Raw genomic sequence first — 16,157 nt, 5'->3', positions numbered from 1 at the left:
GCCCACTCAGGCCGGGGCGATCAACGCCGCGTAGTCCTGGCCGGTCAGCGGGTCCGTCGACAGCGACCCGTCCGCGCGCGGCACCTCGAGGCGCGCGCCGCCGCGGGTGAAGACGACAGCGGTCACGTCGGCGCGGGAGGTAAGCGTGCAGACCACCTGCCCGTAGGTGAGCGAATCGTCGGTGATCGCCGCTGACTGGTCGGTCTCGGTCACCTCGACCCGGGCCTCGGTCCCGCCGGGCGAGCGCGTCACAGTCAGTGACAGCCCGGAGAGTGCGGTGGTGAGCCCGCTGTCCCGTTCGCCAGGGGACGGGCCGGCGAGCAGATGGGCGAGGTGCTGCTGCGCGTCCGGCAGCGCATCGATCCGGCGCACGGCCTGGACCAGCCGCCCGTCCCGGACCAGGCAGAGGATCTCGGCGAACGCGCCCGGGCGGCCCGCGGCCGTGCTCGGCAGCGGCGCGGTCAGCGGCTGATGCGGGAGCGTGACCGCGTGCGGCTCGTCCTGGGCAGGCAGCCCGCACCCGGCGAGGACGAGCGCCAGACAGCAGCCTGCCAGGCGCCACCTTACGCGCCACCTCACGCGCCGCCGCCCAGCTCGATCCGGAAGCGCGCGCCGCCGCCGGGCCGGTCCAGGACCAGCGCGCGGCCGTCGTGCGCGGCCGCGTGCTGGGCGACGATCGACAGGCCGAGCCCGGTGCCGTCCGCCGAACCGCGCGCGGTCGCCCGCGGGCCGCGCACGAACCTGTCGAAGATCGTCTCGCGCTGCTCCGGCGGCACCCCCGGCCCGGCGTCGTCGACCTCGACGAAGTACGCACCCACGCGTACAGCTGTCACGCCGTCGCCGTGCTGCTGGGCGTTGTCGATCAGGTTGGTCAGCGCCTGCTCCACCCGCCGCCGGTCCACCTGCCAGACGGCCGGCGTCCCGGGCAGCACCTCGACGAGTTCCGCGCCCAGGCCGCGCCGCCGGAGTGCCTTGGCGACGAGCGTCGGCAGGTCGGTCGCCTCGCGCTGGGCCGGTTGGTCGCCGCGGGCGAGTTCGAGCAGGTCGTTGACGAGGACCTGGAACCGTCGGACCTCCTCGGTGATCATGCCGAGCGCCTCCGCGGACCTGTCGTCCAGCCCGTCCCGCCGCCTGTCGATGACGCTTGCCGCGGCGGACAGCGTCTGCAGCGGTGACCGGAGCTCGTGACTGACGTCCTCGGCGAAGCGCCGGTCGCGGGCCAGCCGGCGGCTCAGCTCGTCCGCCATGTGGTTGAAGGACGCGGACAGTGGCGCCAGGTCGGGCTCGGTGTGCGCGTCCATCCTCGCGTCCAGGTCACCGCCGGCGAGGTCCCGCGCGGTCGCCACCACGGCGGTGAGCGGCCCGAGTGCGTGCCGGGTCACGTACCGGCCGACCGCCGCACCGCCCGCGCCGACCAGGACCGCGACCACAGTCAAGACCAGAGCGAGCACCTGGAGGGTACGTTCGAGCTCGCGCAACGACACCAGCTCGTAGAGGACCGCGGTCTCGGACAGCGGCACCGCGACCACGAGCATGGCCTGCCCGTCCCGGTGGATGCGTTGTGCGCCCGCCTCGCCCCGGCGCGCCAGCTGCTGCAACGCCTGCGGCACCGGGTCGCCGGCGGCCAGGTCCGCGGTGCGCGAGTACCACAGGCCGTTCCACTGCAGCAGCACCGAACGGTCCGCGCCGGTGTCGAGCGACCGCAGCAGCGCGAGCACGTCAGGTGAGCGGCCGGTCAGCCCGGCGTCGACCACCGCCGCGTCGAAGTACGCGGCGCGGACCGCGGTGCGCTCCCGCTCGGCCGCGAGCGTGTGCCGGGTCAGCTCGTACGACCCAAGCGTCACGCAGGCCGACAGCAGCAGCGCCCCCACCGCGAACGCGGCCGTCACCCGCGCCCGCAGCCCCATCCGCCGCACCGCCGCAGCCTGCCGTCTCACCGAAGCCGCCTGCCGTCTCACCGCTGCAGCTTGTAGCCGAGACCCCGGACCGTCACCAGGCGGCGAGGGCTGCCCGGATCGGCCTCGATCTTCGGGCGGAGCCGGCGCACGTGCACGTCGACCAGGCGGTCGTCGCCTGTCGTGTAGCCCCAGACGCGCTCCAGCAGCAGCTCACGCGACATCACCTGGCCCGGGTGCGCCGCCATCTCGCAGAGCAGCCGGAACTCGGTGCGGGTCACCGGGACCGGCGCGCCGCGCAGGAACACCTCGCCCGCCTCCGGCCGGATCTCCAGGTCGCCGAAGGTCAGCACGGTGATTCCCGGCGAGGTCACGCGCGCCCGGCGGCGCAACGCCCGCAGCCGGGCCGCCAGCTCCTTCACCTCGATCGGCTTGACCAGGTAGTCGTCGGCGCCGGCCTCCAGCCCCGCGACGATGTCGTGCGTGTTGTCCCGCGCGCTGATCACCACGATCGGCACGTCGTCGTACCGGCGCAGCTCGCGGATGCAGGTGAAGCCGTCCATGCCGGGCAGCATCAGGTCGATCAGCACGGTGTCCGCCGCCTCCGCCCGCTGTGCGGCAAGTCCCTCCTCGGCGGTCGGGAAGCCACGGGCGGCGTACCCCTCGTCCTCAAGCGCCATGGTCAGCGACCTGCGGATCCGGTCGTCGTCCTCGATCAGCAAGACGCTACTCATACCGCGCATTTTGCCCGGTCGGGTTTTGCCGCGCGCCGCAGCCGCGCCGCAGCCGCGCTGTATGACGGTTCCGAGACGGCACATGACGGTTCCGAGACAGCGCGCGTACGGTTCCGGGACATCCTCGCCGGATCCGTTTGCCGCCGCCGCTCACCCGGGAACCCCGCCGACCATGGAAATCTCCGGCATCCTCACCGCTATCGTCATCGGCCTGGTCATCGGCGCGCTCGGCCGCCTGGTTGTCCCCGGCAAGCAGAACATCCCGATCTGGCTGACCATCGTGATCGGCGTCGTCGCCGCGCTCATCGGCACCTTCATCGCCGCCGCCCTCGGCGTGGCCGAGACCGCCGGCATCGACTGGATCGAGATCGCGATCCAGGTCGTCCTGGCCGCGGTCGGCGTCAGCGTGGTCGCCGGCCTCCGCGGTCGCCGCTGACCCGCCCGGACGCGGCAGGGCCCGGCGCCGGTCAGCGCCGGGCCCTGCCGCGTCGTCGTAACCCCGATCGGGTGCCCGCTGCCACCCTGCCGCTCATGGCGCCGGGCGCTGCACCGCGGTCAGCCGCTCCCAGTTCCCGGCCCCGATCGCGACCTTCTCCTCGTGCGTGAACGGCGCGTTCTCAAGGAACGCCCGGGCCACCCCGCCGCTTGTGTCAAGGAACGGGAACCCGCCCGGCCGGGTGCCGAACGTGTACGGATAGTCGGTCGAATACAGCATCCGCTCGGTGCCGACCACCTCCGCGGTCCATCGGAGATAGCGCTCGCTGACCGTGCCGCTGCCCGCGATCCAGAAGTTCTCCCGGAAGTAGTCGATCAGCGGCCGTTCGATGCCGGCCATCGGCGCCATGATGCCCACGTGGTCGAGGTAGAACAGCACCACCTCGCCCCAGTGCCCCGCGATGACCTGCAGTGACGGGTGTCTGTCGAAGACGCCGGAGAAGATCATCCGCAGGTACTGCACGCCGAGGTCGAAGTACCAGCCGAGCCCGGCGGTGGCGAGCCCGGCACCGACGCCACCGGGCAGGCCGGAGTAGTACGCCTCCTGCACGGCGCGCACCGGCAGCTGCGGGTGGAAGTGCAGCGGGACGCCGAGGCGGGCGGCCGTACGGTAGAGGTCGTCGAACTCCGGCGCGTCGGCGAGCAGGTCACCTGTGCGGCCGTAGAGCATCGCGCCGGGGAATCCGAGCGTCGTGACCGCGCGCTCCAGCTCCACCACCGCGGCCGCCGGGTCCGGCGTCGGGATCACCGCGAACGCCTGGAACCGCGCGGGGTTACCGGCCACGATCGCGGCGAGCTGGTCGTTGGCGTCCCGGGCGACCGCCACCGCGTCCGCGGCCGGCAGGCTCTGCACGCCGGGCGTGGCAAGCGACAGCACCGCCACATCGAGCCCCTGCTCGTCCATGTCGGCGATCCGCAGCTCACCGGTGTCGCGCAGCCGCCGGGCGATCGGGTCGTCGCCGAACCCCAGCTGCGGGGTCTGCGGCGCACCGGCCCGGACCAGCGCCTCCTGCTGCACGGGCAGGATCACGTGCTCTTCGAGACCCACGATTCGGATCATGTCTCATCGCTCCTCAGCTTTGCGTTCCACTGGAACGCTCGGAACCGTATCACCGTTAGTTGCAGCGCCACAACCACGCCCGTATCATTGATTCGTGAGTGCCGAACCGACCCGCCAGCGCGTCCTCGAAGCCGCCGCCGACCTGCTCGCGCGCGAGGGTGCGGACGCGGTCACCACGCGCGCGGTCGCGGCCGCGGCCGAGGTCCGGGCGCCCGCCATCTACCAGCACTTCGGCGACAAGGACGGCCTGCTCGAAGCGGTCGCGGAGCACGGATACGCCACGTTCCTCGCGGCCAAGCAGGCGCCGCCGCTGCCCGACCCGGTCGAGGATCTGCGCGCCGGCTGGGACCTCGCGGTCGAGTTCGGCCTGAGCCACCCCGCGCTCTACGCGCTGATGTACGGCCACCCCCGGCGCGGCACCACGTCCGCCGCGTTCCAGGCCGGCATGCGCATCCTGCGCGACCGCATCCACCGCCTCGCCGCGGCCGGCTGGCTACGCCTCGACGAGGATCTCGCCGCCACCGTCATCCACGCCACCGCCCGTGGCGCGGTCCTAACCTGGCTCTCCCAGCCCGCATCGCACCGCGACCCGGCCCTGCTCACGGTCATGCGCGAGGCGATGGTCTCCGCCGTCACCACCGCGGAACCTGCTGTTCCCGCCCCCGGGCCGTCCGGCGCGGCCCGCGCGCTGCGCGCCACGCTCCCGGACCAGACCACGCTCAGCGCGGGCGAGCAGCACCTGCTCGGCGAGTGGCTCGACCGGCTGAGCCGCTAAAAAGCCACAATTCATTTTCCACTCTGCGGGTGGTCCGGCCCGCACGCTCCCGCGGGCACCGGCTCCGCGGTGGCCGGGAAGAGCGGCACGGCGTACCCCGGGGGCGGTGTTCGGTTTTGGATGTTCCTGTCCACTACTGATCGGTCCATCGACATGTTTCAACGGAATGACGATTGTGGGGTGAACACGTCAATTCCCTGACGGCGGAGGCTCGTCCTCGCCGCCGCCGGGCGTCCCGAGCGAGGCTCAGGAGAGGCACGACCATGAGAGCCAGTTCCCCCTCGGCGTCACAGCCGTTCCGCCGTGTGATGACCGCGCTGGTGGTGACCGTGCTCGGCACGCTCACCGGCGCGGTCGCGACCTCCGCGCCCGCAAGCGCGGCCACGAACCAGTTCCGCGGCATGAACTGGGCCGTGCTGGGCGACAACTTCAGCACCGGCCCGCTCGTCGTCCAAGGGCTCAGCCAGTCGGACAGCAACGCGACAGTCCGGGCCAAGGCCAACGCTATCTACGACGACATGGCCGCGGTCGGCGTCAACACGGTGCGCCTGCCGATCAACACCCACACCGTGGGTACGACCTGGTGGAACAACTACCGGGGCGCGATCGACGCGGCCACCGCACGCGGCTTCAAGGTCATCCTCGCCTACTGGGAGGACGGCGCGGCCTCCGGCGGCCGGATCACGAACCTCGCCGCGTGGAACACCATGTGGTCAAACGTGACCTACCTGTACGGCGCCAACACCAACGTCTACTTCGAGCCGATGAACGAGCCGCACGGCTACAGCTCCGCGGAGTGGCGCACCGTCGCGGCGAACTGGCTGAGCTACCACTACTCCGCGGTTCCGGCCCGGACGCTGATCGGCGGCACCGGCTACAGCCAGGACCTGCGGGACGTCTGCAACGACAGCCGGTTCAACGGCACGTTGCTCTCCTTCCACCACTACGCGTTCTTCTACAGCGCGATGACCTACGACGCGTTCCGCACCCACATCCAGACCCGGCTCGGCAACTGCGCCTCCCGCGCGGTCGCCACCGAGTTCGGCGCGCCGATGTCGACCGGCCTCAACTATGCGGACGCGAACAGTACCGACAACTTCGTCCGGCACATCCGGGCGATCACGCAGGTGATGCGGGACAACCAGATGGGTGGCACCTACTGGCCCGCGCTCGGCGGCAAGCCCACCGGCACGCTTGGTTACGACTCGTACTCGATGTTCGCCTTCAGCGGCAGCGGCACCGACCTCAACCTGACGGTCCGCAACGCCTCCGGCCGGGACCGCGTCCGGTACGGCTGGGGCCTGTGAACCCCATCCGCGTGAGCTGACCCACCCGGTGCGGGGCGGCCTGCCGTCCCGCACCACAGGCAACCGTGACCGTCGGGCGATGCACCCTGGCGGCAACCCGCGGCCCCGCCCGTACCCATGATCGCGGTGTGTCTGGGTTGCGGTTCGGTGGAGCACTTCGACGGTTCGGTGCAGCCCCGATAGGTCCGTTGCGCCCCAGCGCTTCCACAGTCTCCTATCGAAGGTGCCGACTTCTTGCTGCATTCGCTCGTGAACCGCACGCGACGTAACCTCCGGATCCGTGGCCTCTTCGCCGCTGCGCTTGTCATCGCCACGCTCGTCCTCCCGGGCACTCCCGGCGCGCTTGCCGCGAGCGCTTCCGGCGCTCCGGGTGCATCCGGTGCCGAAGGGGTGCTCGACGGTTCGGTTGCGGCCGCCACGCACGGCTGGACCGCGAGCGCGGTCACCGGCGGGATCGGGCTGCGCCGCGTCACAGGCGTCACCGGGCCGTTCACGGCGAAGACCGCGATGGAGATCTCCCGCGGCAGCGGCACCGGGAGCTGGGCGCTGGCGCTGGCGCCGATGCGGAACCCGGCCGTGTTCTTCACTGTCGGCCGGACGTACCGGATGCAGGCCTGGGTGCGTGACCTCACCGGCGGCAACCGGCCGTTCGGCATGCTCCTGGCCAACGGCAACTACGAGCACCGTCCCGCGGACGCGGCCGTCTACGGCCGGTTCACCGACACCGGCTGGCATCTGATCACGCGCACGTTCGTCGCCACCGCGGCCGGGCACGCGGACACCTCGGTCTACCTGAGCCTGCCGGCCTCGAACGGCTTTCGCTTCCAGACCACAGGGCTCACCGTGAAGGAGCACGTCGCGGCGCTGCCCGCGAAGGCCGACACGGTCGCGGACCGGGTCATCTCGTTCGCAGGCAAGGCCGGCACCGCGCCGCCGGCCGCGATCTGGAACCACGAGACCGGCGGCAACGGCTGGGGCAACCGCGAGCTGCAGACCTACACCACCGCCACCGCGAACGCGCAGCTCGACGGCGCCGGCCGGCTGGCGATCATCGCCCGGCGGCAGACCGTCAAGGGCACGGACGGCTTCACCCGCGACTTCACAAGCGCGCGCCTGAACACCAAGGGCAAGGTGACGGTACAACCGGGCTCCTATGTGGAGAGCGCTATCGTCGCGCCGGTCGGCACCGGCGTGTGGCCCGCGTTCTGGCTTGTCGGGGCGGACATCGCGAAGGTCGGCTGGCCGGCCTCCGGCGAGCTGGACATCCTGGAGGGCGCGGGCGCCACGCCGACGCTCGCCCACAGCGGCATGCACATGTCCAAGATCGGCGAACCGGGGACCGACCTGGCGTACGGCTGGGGCGACGCCGGCGGCACCACCGACCTCGGTGAGCCGCTGGACGCCCGCGCCCACCGCTACGGCGTCTACTTCGACAAGCAGGTGGTCCGCTTCTACATCGACCGCAAGCCGACCATGACGTTCTGGGCCACCGACGCGGCGGCGTCCGGGCGCACCTGGCCGTTCGGCAAGGAGAACTTCATCGTGCTCAACGTGGCGATCGCTGCCAGCGCCGACCCGGCCCGGTCCGCGCCGTCCCGCACGATGAGCGTCGGCGACATCGCGATCTACGAGGGCGGGGTGCCGTTCTGACTGACCGGTAGGGGTCAGCCGTATTGACGGGGATGAGGTGTCTTGACAGGGTTGCGGCACGCGGGCCCGTGTCGTTCGGGCCCCGGCTCACGGGGGAGCATCCACATGTCCGCACATCCACTGTCCCGGCGTGCGCTACTCGGCGCGGGTCTGAGCTCCGCCGCCGTCACCGTCGTGGTGCCGCTCGTGGGCGCCGGGCCGGCGTATGCGACAAGCCGCATCATCCCGGCCGCCACCTGGGGTGCGCGGCAGCCGAGCGAGCCGATCACGGTGCGCACCAACCCGCCCAACAAGATCCTCGTGCATCACACGGCGACGGCGAACAGCACCGACTACAGCCGCGCGCACGCGGAGTCGCTGGCCCGGAGCATCCAGAACAATCACATGGACACGCGCGGCTTCATCGACACCGGGCAGCACTTCACGATCAGCCGCGGCGGGTACACGCTTGAGGGACGCCACCGCAGCCTCGAGGTGCTGCAGTCCGGCGGCGGCCAGGTCGACAGCGCGCACTGCACCGGGCAGAACGACGAGGCGGTCGGCATCGAGAACGAGGGGACGTACACCTCGGTCGTACCCCCGGCGGCTCTTTATGATCAGTTGGTTCTGCTCTGTGCCGACATCTGCGCGGCGTGGGGCTTCAACCCGCGGCAGATCTACGGACACCGCGACTTCTGGGCCACCGAGTGCCCCGGCGAGCTGTTCTACCCCCGGCTCGCCGGCCTGCGCACGGACGTGGCGGCCCGGCTCGGCGTGACAGTCGACCCGTGGCCCACGTTCCCGGAGGGCACCGCCGGCCAGCACGCGCGCACCATCCAGTACCTGCTCCGCCAGCAGGGCGCGACAATCACCGCCGACGGCTCGTTCGGCCCGGCCACCGCCGCCGCGGTCCGCGACTTCCAGACCCGCAAGGGCCTCACCGCGGACGGCATCGTCGGCGCGACGACCTGGCCCGTCCTCATCGTCACGGTCCGCAACGGCGCCACCGGGCCCGCGGTGGAGGCGGTGCAGAGCGCGCTCGCCAGCCGGAAGTACACGGTCTCCGTCGACGGCCAGTTCGGCGCGAACACCGAGGCGGTGGTCCGCACCTTCCAAACCGACCAGGGCCTCTCCAGCGACGGCGTCGTCGGCCCGCGCACGTGGAGCGCGCTTGTGGCCTGAACAGTTCCCGCGGCTGGCTGCGAGCGTGAGTTCTTACGCACCGTGATGGATCGGGGTGTGGAGGTCGGTCAGGCGACGGCCGGAGCCGCCCTGGGCGGAGGCGATGATCTCGGCGGCGATCGAGACCGCTGTCTCCTCGGGGGTGCGCGCACCCAGGTCGAGGCCGATCGGTGACGCGAGCCGGGCCAGCGACGACTCCGGCACGCCGGCCTCACGCAGCCGGCGCAGACGGTCCTCGTGCGTGGCCCGGCTGCCCATCGCGCCGACATAGCCGGCCGGCGACCGCAGCGCGCGGACGAGCAGCGGCACGTCGAACTTTGGATCGTGGGTGAGCACGCAGATGACTGTGCGTGCGTCCACGTCCGCGGTCGCCAGGTGCTCGTGCGGCCAGCGCACCACGACCTCGTCCGCGTCCGGGAAGCGCCGTCGCGTCGCGAAGACCGGCCGCGCGTCACAGACGGTGACGCGATAGCCGAGGAACGCGCCGATCCTGGCTACCGCGCCGGCGAAGTCGATCGCGCCGTAGACAAGCATCCGCGGTGGCGGCGCGAACGACTGCACGAACACGCGCCGCCCCCGCGCGCCAAGCGCCACGACGCCTGTGGCCCCGGCCGCGAGCATGCCCGCCGCCTGGCCCGCCACCACCCGGTCGAAACCGTCCGGGCCGCATCCGTCCGCTGCCACCCGATCGAAGCCGTCCGGAACAGAGCCGTCCGTCACCACCCGATCAACACCGTCATCAGCGGGTACGACGAGGCGCCGTCCCAGCCCGTCGCCCGCGTCGAGCATCGACGCGATCGCGATCGGGCGCCCGTCCCGTACCCCGGAAAGCACCTGATCTGGAAGGTCGTCGCCCGGCTGCACAAGCACGTCGATGATGCCGCCGCAGGTCAGCCCGACCGCGAACGCGTCGCCGTCGCTGACGCCGTAGGTCTCGGTGACCGCCACGCCGGTCGCCAGCACGGTCCGGGCGAGCTCGTAGACGGCCGCCTCCACGCACCCGCCGGAGACGCTGCCGATCACCTCGCCGGTCTCGGAGACGGCCATCGCGGCGCCGGGCGGCCGGGGCGCGGACCGCCAGGTGCTCACCACAGTCGCGATCGCGAATCGGACGCCGTCCGCCCGCCACCCGGCCAGTTCGGCGACGATCTCCCTCACAGCAGTTTGTCGAGCGTGATCGGCAGGTCGCGGACGCGGGTGCCGGTGGCGTTGAAGACCGCGTTCGCGATCGCGGCGGCGACGCCGGCGGTGCCGAGTTCGCCGAGGCCGCGCGCGCCGAGCGGGGAGCGCGGGTCCGGGATCCCGGTCCAGATCACGTCGATCTGTGGTACGTCGAGGTGGGCGGGGATGTGGTAGTCGGCGAGCGACGGGTTCATGATCCGGCCGCTGCGCGCGTCGAACAGCGTCTCCTCGGTCAGTGCCACGCCCAACCCCATGATCATGCCGCCGCGCAGCTGGCCGGCCGCGGTCACCGGGTTGAGCACGGTTCCGCAGTCGAACGAGCCGAGCAGGCGGTCGACGCGCACCTCGCCGGTGACCGCGCTGACCCGCACCTCGCAGAAGACCGCGGCCGAGCTGTGCATGGAGAACCGCAGGAATTCGAGCGGCGGCGGGCCGGACGCGGTCACTGTCAGCTCGTCGCGCCCGGCCCGGGCCAGAATCTCCCGGTAGCCGTCGTGCCGGGCGGGATCGTCCACGTCCGACAGGCCGCCGCCGGCCAGGCGCACGGTACGGCCGGCGACCGGGCTGTCCCGGCCGGCGAGCCGCACCAGCTCGGCGCGGAGCTTGTCCGCGGCCGCGGAGACGGCGCCCGCGATCGTGGCGGTCTGCGACGATCCGGCCGCCGAGGTCGCCGTCGCCAGCGCGGAGTCGCCGAGCGTGAACGTGACCTGCTCCAGGGACAGGCCGAGCCGGTCCGCCGTGTGCTGGGTCTGGACCGTCGCGACGCCCATCCCCATCTCCTGCGCGGAGCAGGACACCTCCGCGGTGCCGTCCCGGCGAAGCGTGAGCCGGACGGATCCGCCGGGCATGCGCGCGTAGGGGAAGCTGCCGGCCGCGCAGCCCAGCCCGCGCAGCCATTCGCCGTCCCGGACGGTGCCGGGCTTCGGCTCCCGGCGCGTCCAGCCGAAGCGCTCGGCCCCGTCGGTAAGTGCCTGCCGCAGGCCGTGCTGGGAGAACTCCTGGCCGGAGATCGGGTGCCGTTCCGGGATGTTGCGCAGCCGCAGTTCGACCGGGTCGAGGTCCATCTCGTGGGCCAGCTCGTCGACCGCGCTCTCCAGCGCGAAACTGCCGATCGTCTCGCCGGGCGTACGCATGAAGGTGTTCGGCACGATGTCCAGGTCGAGGTGGCGCTGCAGGAACTCGAAGCTCCGGGACGCGTAGATCGACCGGGAGCCGAGCGTGTACGGCTCCGGGCAGGTCCCGTAGAGCGGCATCACGGAATACCCGGTGTGGATGACGGAGGCGAACCGTCCCTGCGCGTCCGCGCCGAGCGCCATCCGCTGCTCGGACGGGGTCCGGCCGCCGATGATCCGGTAGACGCCCTCCCGGGTGAGCCGCAGGCGTACCGGACGGCCGATCATCCTGGCCGCCGCGACCGCGATGATCTGGTGGTCCCACAGCCCTTTCCCGCCGAAGCCGCCGCCGATGAACGGGGAGACCACGCGTACCTGCTCGCGCCGCACGCCGAACAGCGTGGCCAGCCCGCTCGCGGTCGGCGCGATCATCTGCGTCGAGTCGTGCACGAGCAGCGAGTCGCCGTCCCAGGCCGCGGTCACGCCGTGCAGCTCGATCGCGTTGTGGTGGTGTCCCGGCGTGCGGTAGATGTTGTCCACCCGGTGGTCGGCACGGCGCAGTTCCCGCTCGGCGTCACCGACCGTGACGTGGTTCTTCTCGACCAGGAGTGACGGGAGAGTGCGCGCGCCCGCCTTCGCGTCCTCGAAGACGGTGGCGGCCGTCCGCGGCGCATAGTCGATCTCGACAAGTGACGCGGCGTGCTCCGCCTGCTCCGGCGTCTCCGCGAGCACTACCGCGACCGCCTGCCCGTTGTAGCGCACCTCGGGGTCCTGCATGATCGGCAGCCCGCTGTTGCCGGGGGCGTTGAGGTTGAGGCCGGCCAGCATCGGGACGATGTCGAGGCGCGGCATGTTCCGATAGGTGATCACCAGCAGGACGCCGGGCGAGGACTCGGCGGCGCGGGTGTCGAGGCGGGTGATCCGGCCCCGCGTGACGGTGCTGTGCACGAGCGCGGCGTGGCACTGGCCGTCCATCGCGGTCTCGGTGACGAACGGCGCGCGGCCCTGGGCCTTGAGCGGGCCGTCCAGCCGCGGGGTCGGGCGGCCGATCTCGACCTGCCGGTTGATCAGCTCGTCAGGTGTGCCGCCGGGCAGCCAGCGGGCCGGAACCAGACCCAGCACGGTACGCACGGAGGCGACGGCGGCGTTCTGCACCCTGCTCATGCGACGCCTCCACGGAGGTCGGTGAGAAGACTCGAGACCGTGCGGCGTACCAGCGCGATCTTGAAGTTGTTGCCGCTCAGCGGCACTGCCTGCGACAGCTCAGCGTCGATTGCCGACTCGATCGCGTCGTCGGTAAGCGGCATCCCGCGCAGCGCGGCCTCGGCGCGCAGTGCACGCCACGGCCTGGCCGCGACGCCGCCGAGCGCTATCCGCACGTCCTGCGTCACCCCGTCCCGCACCGTCAACCCGGCCGCGACCGAGACAAGCGCGAACGCGTAGCTGGCCCGGTCCCGGACCTTGCGGTAGACGGACCCGTTCGCGAACGTCACGTCCGGCAGCTCGACCGAGACGATCACCTCGTCCGCGCCGAGCATCGTCTCCGCGTCCGGCCGGTCGCCGGGCAGCCGGTGGAACTCGCCGATCGGGATGGTCCGCGCGCCGCCGGGCCCGGCGACGTGCACGGAGGCGTCAAGCGCGGCGAGCGCCACGCACATGTCCGACGGATGCGTGGCCACGCACTCGGGCGACGCGCCGAAGATCGCGTGGTAGCGGTTGAAGCCGCCGATCGCGTCGCAGCCGCTGCCTGGCGCCCGGCGGTTGCAGCGGGAGCCGGCCGGGTCCGCGAAGTACATGCACCGGGTGCGCTGCATGATGTTCCCGCCGACGGTCGCCATGTTGCGGATCTGCGCGGACGCGCCGGCCAGGACCGCGCGGGACAGCATCGGATAGTGCCGCCGGACCAGCGGATGCGCCGCGACCGCGCTGTTCTTCGTGGCCGCGCCGATGAGCAGGCCGCCGGTGCCGGACGGTGTGATCGTGCCGGACAGGCCGGACACGTCAAGCAGGCCGGCCGGGTGCTCGACGCCCTTGCGCATCAGGTCGACCAGGTTCGTGCCGCCGCCGAGCAGGCGCCAGCCGTCCACGCCCGCGGACTGCACCGCATCAGTGACGGACTCGGCCCGCCGGTACCGCACCGGGTTCATGCCGCCACCTCGGCGATCGCGTCGATGATGCCGTTGTGCGCGCCGCACCGGCACAGGTTGCCGCTCATCCGCTCGCGGATCTCCTCGCGTGACAGCGCTACCGGGTCCGCACTCAGGTCCTCGGTCACGTAGCTCGGCACGCCGGCCCGCACCTCGTCGAGCATCGCGACGGCCGCGCAGATCTGGCCGGGCGTGCAGTAGCCGCACTGGAGTCCGTCGTGCGCGACAAACGCGGCCTGGAGCGGGTGCGGGTCGAGGCCCTCGATGGTGGTGACCGTGCGGCCGTCCGCCTGCACGGCGAGCGTCAGGCAGGACAGTACCCGTGCGCCGTCGACGAGCACCGTGCACGCGCCGCAGGCTCCCTGGTTGCAGCCGACCTTCGTACCCGTCAGGTGCAGGTGGTCACGCAGCAGGTCGAGCAGGGACACGCGTGGATCGTCCGGCGCCGCGACGTCCGCGCCGTTGACTTCAATCGCCATTTCTTTACGCTATGAAGCCCCGTGCGTACTGTGAATGCCCATGAAGCCGGACTTTTTTCGTGTCCGTACGGGCGATCACTTCTCCGAGGTCCTCGACCTGGTCGAGGTGGGCGGCGTGGTGACAGGCGGCATCGCGGTCTACGGCGCGTGGACCACGCCACGATTCCCCATCGACGTGCCGCTGAAGTTCGCGGCTGTGGTACGCGGCCAGGCCCGGCTCAGCACGGACGGGCTCGACCAGCCGCTCACGCTTGACCAGGGCGACATCGCGATCCTCAACTGCCGGTCCTGGGCGCAGCTGGAGGGTGGCGACGGCGGGCGCCCCGCACTTGTCGAGGCCGTCGACGACGACCTCATCGGCTTGATCGGGTCCGCCAACGACGTTGATCACATCCTCTTCGGCGGCCACATCGACCTCAACCCGGCCGGTTACGCGCTGCTCGCCTCGACGCTACCGCCCGTCGCTCACGTGCACGCGTCGTCCGTGGCCGGCTTCGGCCTCCGCCGGGTCCTGGACCGGATGGTCGAGGAGCTGATCGCGGACCGCGCCGGCGCGAGCTTCGCCATCCGCCAGCACGGCCAGCTGCTCGTCCTCGAACTCCTCCGGGCCCACCTCGGCCAGGCCGACCTGCCGCCCGGCTGGCTGCGCGTCTCCACCGACCGGCAGCTGAGCCCGGCGTTGGCGCTGATGCACGCGGAGCCGTCCCGCCGCCCGAGCGTCGACGAGCTGGCCCGCGCCGCGTCGATGTCCCGCACCTCGTTCGCCGAGCGGTTCCGCGAGGTCGCGGGCGTGCCGCCGGTCGCCTACCTGAGCCGCTGGCGGATGCTGCACGCCCAGCGCGCGCTCCGGGACAGCGACATCGGCATCAAGGCACTCGCCGCGGAGCTGGGGTACGCGTCGGAGAGCGCATTCAGCACCGCGTTCAAGCGGTCGGTCGGCGAGGCCCCGCTTCGTTACCGTCAGCGGCTGCGCAGGTAGCGGCTTCTACTGTCGCGGCGTGTTCGTGCCCAGGTGGGTGACGCCGAAGCTGTGGTCGTACTTGAGGCCCAGCCGCAGGGCACGGTCCAGGCCCAGAGCCTGAGCTGTCGTTAGCGCTCGGTAAGGGTTTCCCGGCCCGGGGTGCGATCTACTGGGGCGGTGATAGGACGTCTTCGCCGTTCGCCGCTGGCCTGGGTCGCGGCGGCACTGCTTGCATGCGTGGCCGGTGCCGGGATCTTCTGGTTCGAGCCGTGGAAACTCGTGACCGACCAGGAGGTCGCCGAGTCGCTGACCGTGGTGCCCGCACCGCAGAGCCCGGCGGTGACCGGGTCCCAGAGCCCGGCGGCGTCCGGGTCCGCGACGCCGGCGCCCGCAGCGCCCGCCGTGCCCGCCGTCGTGCGGCAGGGTGAGTTCATCAGCCACGAGCACGACACCACGGGCGTCGCCCGGGTGGTCCGCGCCGCGGACGGCTCCCACACGCTCGAGTTGGCCGGCCTCGACACCTCCAACGGCCCCGACCTGCGCGTCTGGCTCTCCGACCAGCCGGTGCGCGCCGGAACCGCCGGCTGGCGCGTCTTCGACGACGGCGAGTGGGTCGAGCTGGGGGAGCTCAAGGGCAACCGCGGCGACCAGACCTACGCCATCCCGGCCGGTACCGACCTCGACCGCCTCTCCAGCGTGACGATCTGGTGCATCCGCTTCTCCGTCTCCTTCGGCGCCGCCGACCTCGCCCGCCCCTGAGGCGAATGCGGGGCCGATGACGAGCGCCGGATCCGCCTGAGCAGAATCGGTCCGTGATCGCAGACATTGACCGGCTCCGGCGCGCCTTCGACGAGGCCGAGCTGCACGCCGACACCGAGGCGCTCGACGCGCTGCTGGCCGCCGACTTCCGTTCCATCGGGGAGCGGGGCTACGTGCTGGACAAGGCACAGTGGATCGGCAAGTTCGCCGACTTCGGCTACACCAGTCTGGACAGCACCGATGTGGAGGTCGCGTTCTACGGACACGCCGCGATCGTCAGGTGCGTGCAACGCAGCGCCTCGACGTGGCGCGGTCAGGACATGGCGCTGACCGTCCGCGTCAGCCAGACCTGGATCCAACTCCCCGAAGGGTGGCGGCTGGCCGGCCTCCAGTTCAGCACGCTCGACAACGCCTGACGGCGACGACAGATCACGCTTTCT

16 protein-coding genes are annotated in these 16,157 nt (G+C 71.9%); 8 read left to right on the top strand and 8 right to left on the bottom strand.

Features of this window, described 5'->3' with window-relative positions; translation table 11 throughout:
• Positions 1–6: 6 nt before the first annotated feature.
• The 3 genes from ACIA8K_RS22850 to ACIA8K_RS22840 are packed head-to-tail and all read right to left on the bottom strand — an operon-like array spanning position 7 to position 2,629.
• Entirely contained in the window at positions 7–579 is a 573-nt protein-coding gene (locus ACIA8K_RS22850) for a GerMN domain-containing protein (protein WP_396062387.1), read from the bottom strand.
• Positions 576–1,916 carry an ATP-binding protein gene (locus tag ACIA8K_RS22845; protein ID WP_396062727.1) on the bottom strand — a complete coding sequence of 447 codons (1,341 nt, stop codon included), beginning with the start codon at positions 1,914–1,916 and terminating at the stop codon, positions 576–578. The genes ACIA8K_RS22850 and ACIA8K_RS22845 overlap by 4 nt, the downstream gene beginning before the upstream one ends.
• 38 nt (positions 1,917–1,954) lie before the next feature.
• Complete coding sequence (locus tag ACIA8K_RS22840; RefSeq protein ID WP_396062385.1) at positions 1,955–2,629, bottom strand: response regulator transcription factor; 675 nt, start codon at positions 2,627–2,629, stop codon at positions 1,955–1,957.
• A gap of 172 nt (positions 2,630–2,801) precedes the next feature.
• Between ACIA8K_RS22840 and ACIA8K_RS22835 the strand changes: the two genes are divergently transcribed.
• Positions 2,802–3,065: a GlsB/YeaQ/YmgE family stress response membrane protein gene (locus ACIA8K_RS22835; protein ID WP_396062383.1), complete on the top strand. Its 264-nt coding sequence runs from the start codon at positions 2,802–2,804 to the stop codon at positions 3,063–3,065.
• A 93-nt stretch (positions 3,066–3,158) separates the two neighbouring features.
• Here ACIA8K_RS22835 and ACIA8K_RS22830 read toward each other — a convergent pair whose 3' ends face one another.
• Positions 3,159–4,184 (bottom strand): amidohydrolase family protein, encoded by a 1,026-nt coding sequence (locus ACIA8K_RS22830; protein WP_396062381.1) that lies wholly within the window; start codon positions 4,182–4,184, stop codon positions 3,159–3,161.
• Positions 4,185–4,278: 94 nt separating this feature from the next.
• Between ACIA8K_RS22830 and ACIA8K_RS22825 the strand changes: the two genes are divergently transcribed.
• From ACIA8K_RS22825 to ACIA8K_RS22810, 4 genes are all read left to right on the top strand, one after another.
• A complete protein-coding gene (locus tag ACIA8K_RS22825; protein WP_396062379.1) occupies positions 4,279–4,959 on the top strand; it encodes a TetR/AcrR family transcriptional regulator in 681 nt (226 codons plus the stop codon).
• A 263-nt stretch (positions 4,960–5,222) separates the two neighbouring features.
• Positions 5,223–6,266: a glycoside hydrolase family 5 protein gene (locus tag ACIA8K_RS22820; protein WP_396062377.1), complete on the top strand. Its 1,044-nt coding sequence runs from the start codon at positions 5,223–5,225 to the stop codon at positions 6,264–6,266.
• A gap of 234 nt (positions 6,267–6,500) precedes the next feature.
• Positions 6,501–7,916 carry a glycoside hydrolase family 16 protein gene (locus ACIA8K_RS22815; RefSeq protein ID WP_396062375.1) on the top strand — a complete coding sequence of 472 codons (1,416 nt, stop codon included), beginning with the start codon at positions 6,501–6,503 and terminating at the stop codon, positions 7,914–7,916.
• 105 nt (positions 7,917–8,021) lie between these two features.
• Positions 8,022–9,077, top strand: coding sequence for an N-acetylmuramoyl-L-alanine amidase (locus ACIA8K_RS22810; protein WP_396062373.1), 1,056 nt, complete (start codon positions 8,022–8,024; stop codon positions 9,075–9,077).
• A 33-nt stretch (positions 9,078–9,110) separates the two neighbouring features.
• Here ACIA8K_RS22810 and ACIA8K_RS22805 read toward each other — a convergent pair whose 3' ends face one another.
• Genes ACIA8K_RS22805 through ACIA8K_RS22790 form a run of 4 tightly spaced genes read right to left on the bottom strand, consistent with a single transcriptional unit; the run spans position 9,111 to position 13,997 of the window.
• Positions 9,111–10,235 carry an XdhC family protein gene (locus ACIA8K_RS22805; protein ID WP_396062371.1) on the bottom strand — a complete coding sequence of 375 codons (1,125 nt, stop codon included), beginning with the start codon at positions 10,233–10,235 and terminating at the stop codon, positions 9,111–9,113.
• Positions 10,232–12,535, bottom strand: a complete 2,304-nt coding sequence (locus tag ACIA8K_RS22800) for a xanthine dehydrogenase family protein molybdopterin-binding subunit (RefSeq protein ID WP_396062369.1) — start codon at positions 12,533–12,535, stop codon at positions 10,232–10,234. Before ACIA8K_RS22800 ends, ACIA8K_RS22805 begins: the two co-directional genes overlap by 4 nt.
• Entirely contained in the window at positions 12,532–13,518 is a 987-nt protein-coding gene (locus ACIA8K_RS22795) for an FAD binding domain-containing protein (protein ID WP_396062367.1), read from the bottom strand. Before ACIA8K_RS22795 ends, ACIA8K_RS22800 begins: the two co-directional genes overlap by 4 nt.
• On the bottom strand, positions 13,515–13,997 hold the full coding sequence (locus tag ACIA8K_RS22790) for a 2Fe-2S iron-sulfur cluster-binding protein (protein WP_396062365.1): 483 nt from the start codon (positions 13,995–13,997) through the stop codon (positions 13,515–13,517). The genes ACIA8K_RS22795 and ACIA8K_RS22790 overlap by 4 nt, the downstream gene beginning before the upstream one ends.
• Positions 13,998–14,037: 40 nt before the next feature.
• Between ACIA8K_RS22790 and ACIA8K_RS22785 the strand changes: the two genes are divergently transcribed.
• The 3 genes from ACIA8K_RS22785 (at position 14,038) to ACIA8K_RS22775 (ending at position 16,133) form a co-directional block, all read left to right on the top strand.
• A complete protein-coding gene (locus tag ACIA8K_RS22785) occupies positions 14,038–14,976 on the top strand; it encodes a cupin domain-containing protein (protein ID WP_396062363.1) in 939 nt (312 codons plus the stop codon).
• Positions 14,977–15,135: 159 nt separating this feature from the next.
• Positions 15,136–15,717: a DM13 domain-containing protein gene (locus ACIA8K_RS22780; protein WP_396062361.1), complete on the top strand. Its 582-nt coding sequence runs from the start codon at positions 15,136–15,138 to the stop codon at positions 15,715–15,717.
• A 53-nt stretch (positions 15,718–15,770) separates the two neighbouring features.
• Entirely contained in the window at positions 15,771–16,133 is a 363-nt protein-coding gene (locus ACIA8K_RS22775) for a nuclear transport factor 2 family protein (RefSeq protein ID WP_396062359.1), read from the top strand.
• Positions 16,134–16,157: the final 24 nt, after the last annotated feature.

Source organism: Catenuloplanes sp. NPDC051500, from assembly GCF_044454585.1.
Lineage (GTDB): Bacteria > Actinomycetota > Actinomycetes > Mycobacteriales > Micromonosporaceae > Catenuloplanes.
The sequence above is the reverse complement of the archived record's forward strand: the minus strand, read 5'-3'. Positions and strand labels throughout refer to the sequence as shown.

Bases quoted from the DNA above. Each gene is read 5' to 3' on its own strand.
- ACIA8K_RS22840 (WP_396062385.1), bottom strand. From the start codon at position 2,629: ATGAGTAGCGTCTTGCTGATCGAGGACGACGACCGGATCCGCAGGTCG.
- ACIA8K_RS22835 (WP_396062383.1), top strand. From the start codon at position 2,802: ATGGAAATCTCCGGCATCCTCACCGCTATCGTCATCGGCCTGGTCATC.
- ACIA8K_RS22830 (WP_396062381.1), bottom strand. From the start codon at position 4,184: ATGATCCGAATCGTGGGTCTCGAAGAGCACGTGATCCTGCCCGTGCAG.
- ACIA8K_RS22820 (WP_396062377.1), top strand. From the start codon at position 5,223: ATGAGAGCCAGTTCCCCCTCGGCGTCACAGCCGTTCCGCCGTGTGATG.
- ACIA8K_RS22810 (WP_396062373.1), top strand. From the start codon at position 8,022: ATGTCCGCACATCCACTGTCCCGGCGTGCGCTACTCGGCGCGGGTCTG.
- ACIA8K_RS22800 (WP_396062369.1), bottom strand. From the start codon at position 12,535: ATGAGCAGGGTGCAGAACGCCGCCGTCGCCTCCGTGCGTACCGTGCTG.
- ACIA8K_RS22795 (WP_396062367.1), bottom strand. From the start codon at position 13,518: ATGAACCCGGTGCGGTACCGGCGGGCCGAGTCCGTCACTGATGCGGTG.
- ACIA8K_RS22790 (WP_396062365.1), bottom strand. From the start codon at position 13,997: ATGGCGATTGAAGTCAACGGCGCGGACGTCGCGGCGCCGGACGATCCA.
- ACIA8K_RS22785 (WP_396062363.1), top strand. From the start codon at position 14,038: ATGAAGCCGGACTTTTTTCGTGTCCGTACGGGCGATCACTTCTCCGAG.